Source organism: Desulfatibacillum aliphaticivorans DSM 15576 (genome assembly GCF_000429905.1).
GTDB lineage: Bacteria > Desulfobacterota > Desulfobacteria > Desulfobacterales > Desulfatibacillaceae > Desulfatibacillum > Desulfatibacillum aliphaticivorans.
This window is the reverse complement of record NZ_KE386983.1, coordinates 70902-77682: the sequence shown is the minus strand read 5'-3', so window position 1 is coordinate 77682 and position 6781 is coordinate 70902. Positions and strand designations below refer to the sequence as shown.

Sequence of the window (6781 nt, the reverse complement as noted above, 5' to 3'; positions counted from 1 at the left end):
CCGCGGACGACAACGCAGCCATGTCTCAGGATGACCTGGACGCCATGTTCGATGCTCCTTCCAAGCCCAAGGAGAAGCCCAAGCCTGGGCCTACGCCCCAACGCAGGGCCCCTGCCACCCCTAAGGAAAAAGGAATCGCCCCTGTTTTTCAGGCCGCCGGGAAAAAAAAGAGCGTTTCTTGAATAAAAGGGTTTAGAAAGGAAGTCGGGCGGGACTTATGATGCTTTATGGCCTGAAATGCATTCCAAATCTTGAGAAATTTCGATTATTGGTTTATATTATTCGGCTATGAACAGACGTTGGAAATTGTGCGAGCCGAATCTGGAAGCTGTGGAAGCCTTGTCCAAGTATCTGGGATGCCACAAAGCCATCGCCGGGGCTATGGTCAACCGCGGCATCCGGGAGCCCGGCGCGGCGGAACGCTATCTGGGTCCGTCTCTGGCGGATCTGCCGTCCCCGTTCACGCTGAAAGACATGGATAAGGCGATCGCACGAATCATTCACGCCATCCAGGCCCGGGAGAACATCCTGGTGTTTGGAGATTACGACGCAGACGGGGTTTGCAGCACCGCGTTGCTTACCGAATTTCTGCTGGAAGCGGGGGCGAGGGTGTTTTTCCACGTACCCCATCGCACTCAGGAAGGCTACGGATTTTCCTCGCAGCATATCCGCAATCCGGTGTTATCCAAAAAAATCCAGCTTGTCATAACAGTCGATAACGGCATCAGCAGTCACGAAGCCATTGAAGAGGCCGGGCAGGCGGGCGTGGACGTCATTGTCACCGACCATCACACGCCTTCGGAAACGCCGCCTCCCGCCCTGGCCGTCATCGACCCTAAACTTCCGGGGTGCCCGTCAGGCCTGGACCACCTTGCCGGGGTGGGCGTGGCCTTTTATTTGTGCATCGGCCTGAGAATGGCCATGCGAGAGCAGGGATTATGGCCGGAAGGCAAGGAGCCCAACCTCAAGCATAAATGCGACCTGGTCGCCCTGGGCACGATAGCGGACATGGTTCCGCTGATAGGCGAAAATCGCATTCTGACCCGGGCGGGCCTGGAAATCATGGGAGCGGCGGCGAGACCTGGGGTCAAAGCCTTGCTGGACGTATCCGCCGTGGACAACTCCACAGTCTCGGCTCATGATCTCGCTTTTCGGGCGGCGCCCCGCCTTAACGCTCCGGGAAGAGTGGATCACGCCAACAAGGCCGTGGAGCTTCTTCTTGAAAAAAGCAATTCAAGAGCCCGGCAGCTTGCCTGGGAAATCGATGCGCTGAACCGCAAACGGCAGCGCATGTCCGAGGATTTGTACCACTCGGCGCTTTCCCTGCTCAAATCGGATCATGACCTGAAGGGGAAACGCTCCCTGGTCATGGCTCATTCAGGCTGGCATCCGGGCGTCATAGGCATAGCTGCAGCCAAGCTGGTTCGGGAATTCAATTGCCCTGTGGTTTTAATCAGCATGGACAAACGCACGGGAAAAGGGTCCGCCAGAAGCATTCCGGGGGTGGATCTTTACCAGGCTTTGCAGGCGTGTGAATCCCAGTTGATCGCCTTTGGAGGCCACGCCCAGGCTGCGGGGTTGACCATTGACGATAAAAGCATCGAAACTTTTCGCGGCATGTTCGACAGCCAGGTTTTGGAAAAAAGCACGGAGCGGGATTTCGAACGCGTACTGACCATAGACTATTCCGTGAATCCCATGGAAATCGGGCCTGATTTCGCTAATCAAATAGAAAGCATGGCGCCCTTTGGCATTGCCAATCCTGAACCGGTCTTCATTTCCACCGAGGTTGGAATCAAGCAAGGCCCGACAGTCGGCAGGGGGCACCGGAGAATGGTTTTTCACAGCGGAGAAGGCAACACCAAGCCCTTGCAGGCGATCTGGTTTAATGCACGGGATCAGCTTGTGCCATCCATCGCCGGCGCCGTGGCTTACAGGGTGCAATGGAACAGGTGGAAGGACAGGCAAACGGTTCAGGCCATCATCGAGGGAATTCGGGAAGGATAGTTTTTTATGCGGGACTGACAAGAAGAAGGGTCGGGCTGAGAGCCTTTTTTTCGCTAAAAAAAACATGAGCGGAAAAGCCTCCATACCCCAAGTTTTTGTTGCAATCATAGCTTGAGGGCAGTATATGGCTTTGAGTCGGAGGAGATGATATGGGAAAAGTATTCAGACCTAGCAATCGAGAATCCAAGATTCTTTCCAAAATTGAGTCATCCAAGGAATACGCCCGCCGCAGGGCGATTCAAAAAATACCTGATGTATTGGATACTTTATCCAACGCCCTGGCCCAAAAATTAGTGGAAACAGGCCTGTTGGAGACAACCAGTAAAAACGGCGTGGAAGCCGCCATCAGTAAAAGGCTTGAAAAGCTGACCCGGGAAGACGATTTTGACGTGGATTTCAAGGTCGCCCCTTTCCGCAAGCTGGTGGCCCAGCCCCATGTTGTCAGCCTTTACATGACCGCCTTTGTGGTTGAAGATTTGATCAATCACAAGGACGTGGTTGACATTTTCGGGGAAGACCTGGACATTTACAAATGCGTCCACAAGCAAATTATTAAACATCTTTCCTAAAATCATGAGAGCGGCGATTCGCCCCCGGCTCGTCAATCCCGATCCTTTTGACGATCCCGGCCTTTTTATTCATTTTGCGTTTGTCAAACGCGCCATTCTATTTGACCTGGGCGACCTGCACGCTCTATCCCCCAAAGACATCCTAAAAATCACCCATGTTTTTGTGAGCCACACCCACGTGGATCACTTTATCGGGTTTGATCACCTATTGCGCATTTGCCTGGGGCGGGACAAAATCATTCACATGTTCGGCCCCGAAGGAATCATCGCAAACACCGCCGGAAAGCTCCAGGGTTATAGCTGGAACCTGCTGGATAATTACGAAAGCGAGTTTGGATTCCGGGTCACGGAAGTCCATGAAGACCGTCTGGAAACCTGCAATTTTACAACCTTGGGGGAGTTCAAGCCCACGCCCAGGGAAGTCGTGCGGAACCATGGAGGCGTTCTTTTAACGGAGCCGGACTTTACCGTGGAAGCAAAAATTCTGGATCACGGCATGCCCTGCCTTGGATTCGCCCTGAACGAAAGGTTTCATGTAAACATCCTGAAAGCCAGGCTGGAGGAATTGGGCATGGATGTGGGGCCCTGGCTGAGAGAGTTCAAGCAATCCCTGTATGCATCCAAGGACTGGTCCGAACCGTTCACCGTCCCCGTGCCCGAGGGGAAGGACAAGTCCTTCACCTTGGCGGAACTGGCTGAGGCCGTTACGCTCATAACTCCGGGCCAGAAAATTGCGTATATTACGGATGTCGCGGGCCACGCGGATAATCAGAAAAAAATCCTGGCCCTGGCTGAAAATGCGGACCAACTGTTTATCGAGGCGTCGTTCGCCGACGAAGATGCAGAGCATGCCGTCGCCAGAAACCACCTGACGGCCGGACAGGCCGGTGAGTTGGCGAAAACGGCCAAGGCCCGTCAGATGATCAACTTCCATATTTCGCCCAGATATCAGGAAGAGCCGGAGTTGATCCTTGAACAGGCTCGACAGGCTTTCGAAACCCAAGGGGAGTAGCCCGATGCCGGAAAAACATCCTCGCTTACATGGAGGCCGCCTTATGCCGGAACGAAAAAATATAATTTTTTATAGTATCCTGGGAGCCCTGCTGACGTCCTTATTGCTGACCCAGGGCTGCTGCACCCAACGGCGCGCGGCCGTTGAAGCCGAGCCCCAGGCCGCCGGAGGAGTTTCCGCGTCAGCCTCCCTGGCGCCAACGCCGGCGCCCAAGGCCTTTAAACAGCCTGTTTTCAAAGGGGAATTGGGCGGCGTCATCAGCAGCTATACGGGAAAATTCATGCAGGACTCCGGCGCTCTTGTGGCTCTGCCCCAGAAGGATGAAGCCGAGGAGACGGCGAGAACAGCGGAAACGGCGGAAACCAAGATTTTTTCCCACAGTTTTGATGGCGATTTGCTGATCATAGGCCAGGCGACGTCCTCCTCTCACGATGTGAGGGGGTCGGACATGGTCACCGTGCAGGAGGGGACCGGACAGTACAAAACCGAAAAAAGCCTGTTCGGCGAGGAAACCACGGTGGAGATCAAACGCAGCGTCATGAAGCCCGTGCCGTTCATTGTGCGTCAGGCATCCCTCAAGGTGGACTATAAGATTGTGGACGTCAAAACGGATTCCGTGCTGCAGCAGGATTCCATCCAGGAGGATCTGGAGGAAAAATTCGGCGGGGACCTGGAATACCAGGAGTTTTCAGGCCGCAAGCTATCCCAGTTGCCCTCCAAGCAAGACAGCCTGGAATTTCTGGCGAAAAAAATATCCCAAAAAATTGCAACCCGAGCCCTGGCGCTGGATTGATTTTGACAGGGGATCCAGCGTCATTTTTGGATTCACTTATGAGTATATTGACTTGTGTAAAGATTGGCGTCAGTCTTTTTTATCAAATTCCATCCGGATGGCCATGCCAAGGTTCTTGGTGGTGTAGGGCTTTTTCACGTATTGCATGACCCCGAGATTTCTGGCTTTTTCCATCACTTCCGCCTCAAAATATCCGCTTGTAATGATGGCTTTCTGGTGCGGGAGCATGTTTTTGATTTTCTCCAACAGATCCAGCCCGTCCATGTCGGTTCCCAGAACCGTGTCCACCATGACCAGGTCCATTGGAGTACTGTCGAGAATAACCAGGGCTTCGGGTCCGCTTTCCGCCAGCCGGACCTGATATCCCAACTTTTCCAGAACTCTTTTCGCAAGAACCTGTTGTTGCGGGACGTCCTCTACAACCAGGATGCTTTGGTTATTGCCCAGACACTCCTCCCATGCCGGGTCATCAGGCTCTTCAGCTATGGGATCTTCAGTGGCCGGAAATCGGAGAAAAAATGTGGTCCCTTTTTGGGGGGAGCTGGAAACATCAATATGGCCTTTGTGATCCTGAACCGCCCCCCACACCACGGCCATGCCCAGGCCGGCGCCGCTTCTGCCCATCTTCTTTTTCGTATAAAACGGCTCGAAAATGCGGGTGAGTTCCACCTCGTTCATTCCGATTCCGTCGTCGGCGACAATTAGTAAAGCATAATCGCCGGGTTCAATCCCTTTGTCTTTGGCGGCGCTTTCCTCCATCCGGCTATTCATTGTGGAGATATGGACATCCCCTCCGTTGGGCATGGATTCCGCCGCATTGGAGACCAAATTCATCACGCTTTTGCGCAAATGCACTTCCGATCCTTTGATATTGTGCAGGTCCGGATCGGGAGTAAAACGCACCTTCAACCTGGGGTGGTAGGCATGGAGCTTGTTGTACTCCGGGGAATTCAGATAATCCTGAATGACCGCATTGAGGTTGAGCGCCTCCATTTCCATCACGCCGCGGCGAGCCAGGGTTAGGAGGTCCATGACAATGGCCGAGGCTCTCAGGCCGGAGTCCCGTATGATTGCCAATGAGTCCCGCATGGTTTTGTCTTCTTCAGGGCAGTCGAGCATAAGCAGATCCGGATAGCTGACTATTCCTGACAGGACGTTATTCAGGTCATGGGCCACGCCCCCGGCCAGAAGGCCGATGGCCTCCATTTTCCGGGACCGGTCCAACTGCGCTTCCAGACGCATTTTTTCTTCTCGCGCCGCCTTGCGTTCCCGGTTTTCCCTTGAAATATGGACGATTCGCTCCACCTCGCCCGCTTCGTTTTTGATGGGATAGGTGAACACGTCTTCATAGCTGATATCCCCGTTGGGCTTATAATGAATGTGTTCGTCGTAAGCAGGCAGGCCGGTCTGGTAGGTTCGAACCATGGGGCATGTGTGATTGGCGCCGGAGCAAGGTTTGCTGCTGTTGTGCGTAAACTCGAAGCATTTTGCGGCGCGGGAGGGCCCCAGGAATTCGCCGAACTGCTGATAGGCGGCTTCATTGGCGTTGATGACTTCGTAAGTCAACGGGTCCACCACGGCGATGGGATCGGATATGCTGTTAAAAACCGCCTCGCTGAACTCCTTTTCATAGCGGAGTTTCTTCTCTGTATCCGTTAGGGAGGTAACCATCCGACCGGCCCTTAGCAATAAAAGGATAATCATGCCCTCCATGCAAAAAACCACTATGATCAATATAAGGGCGGACCCTCTGATGAGGCTGTTCAGAGTGTCCCGGGCCTTGGTGATGTCGTAATAGGTTTCCAGCGCGCCCCAGAATTGTCCGTTGCGCATAATCGGCACATAGATTTCCGCCACATGGGCGGAGACGGTCTTGCCCTCCGCGGATTTTTCGTTTTTCTTCACCAGCTTAGTGTAGGCGTCTCCCTGCGCCACAATCTCATGAAAATAGTCATGGGTGTTGCGGCCTCCCACCTCTTTTAGGTCGGACGAGTAGATGATGTCTCCCCATTTGGAAAACACCCGGACTTTCCGGGCGCCCAAATCTTTTTGCAAAATACTGGTTTCTTTAAGTATTTCACCCGTTATCATTTCCGGAGCAAGATCCCCGCGCACATCATCGAACCATCCCGCCCAGTGCTTGGTAAAACGAACCGCTTCGTCCTCCACCAACTGAATCAGCACGCCCTGAAATTTGGGGTAAATGAAGACTATAACGACGCATGGGACCAAAATGGCTGCCAACAGGGAGGCGAAAAAGACATTCCGTAAAAAAGGTATTTTCAGCATTCGTAACATAGATCATTCAACCGCTGGTTATTGATGAAGCCTGTGCTGCTTGAACTTTTGCCGTGTTCCTGGTTGATGCGCGCCGCCGATGAGACCGGAAATGACAGGGGC

The 6781-nt window shown here is 53.5% G+C and carries 6 protein-coding genes; 5 read left to right on the top strand and 1 reads right to left on the bottom strand.

The annotated features are described in order from the left end of the window. From G491_RS32980 to G491_RS0127985, 5 genes are all read left to right on the top strand, one after another. On the top strand, positions 1-182 hold a 182-nt coding region (locus G491_RS32980), incomplete at its 5' end, for a hypothetical protein (protein ID WP_035220548.1). Between the two features lie 106 nt (positions 183-288). Further along, a complete protein-coding gene (recJ, locus tag G491_RS0128000; RefSeq protein WP_015949884.1) occupies positions 289-2007 on the top strand; it encodes a single-stranded-DNA-specific exonuclease RecJ in 1719 nt (572 codons plus the stop codon). Positions 2008-2156: 149 nt separating this feature from the next. Then, the gene (locus G491_RS0127995) at positions 2157-2576 is read left to right on the top strand and encodes a hypothetical protein (protein WP_015949883.1); all 420 of its coding nucleotides are present in this window, start codon (positions 2157-2159) and stop codon (positions 2574-2576) included. A 4-nt stretch (positions 2577-2580) separates the two neighbouring features. After that, on the top strand, positions 2581-3588 hold the full coding sequence (locus G491_RS0127990) for a ribonuclease Z (protein ID WP_028316887.1): 1008 nt from the start codon (positions 2581-2583) through the stop codon (positions 3586-3588). A gap of 43 nt (positions 3589-3631) precedes the next feature. After that, on the top strand, positions 3632-4381 hold the full coding sequence (locus tag G491_RS0127985; protein ID WP_028316886.1) for a hypothetical protein: 750 nt from the start codon (positions 3632-3634) through the stop codon (positions 4379-4381). A 69-nt stretch (positions 4382-4450) separates the two neighbouring features. On the opposite strand, the gene G491_RS0127980 is transcribed toward G491_RS0127985, so the two are convergent. Continuing rightward, on the bottom strand, positions 4451-6670 hold the full coding sequence (locus G491_RS0127980; protein WP_028316885.1) for a hybrid sensor histidine kinase/response regulator: 2220 nt from the start codon (positions 6668-6670) through the stop codon (positions 4451-4453). Positions 6671-6781: the final 111 nt, after the last annotated feature.

Coding starts and splice junctions, on each gene's coding strand:
- recJ (WP_015949884.1), top strand. CDS start 289: ATGAACAGACGTTGGAAATTGTGCGAGCCGAATCTGGAAGCTGTGGAA.
- G491_RS0127995 (WP_015949883.1), top strand. CDS start 2,157: ATGGGAAAAGTATTCAGACCTAGCAATCGAGAATCCAAGATTCTTTCC.
- G491_RS0127990 (WP_028316887.1), top strand. CDS start 2,581: ATGAGAGCGGCGATTCGCCCCCGGCTCGTCAATCCCGATCCTTTTGAC.
- G491_RS0127985 (WP_028316886.1), top strand. CDS start 3,632: ATGCCGGAACGAAAAAATATAATTTTTTATAGTATCCTGGGAGCCCTG.
- G491_RS0127980 (WP_028316885.1), bottom strand. CDS start 6,670: ATGCTGAAAATACCTTTTTTACGGAATGTCTTTTTCGCCTCCCTGTTG.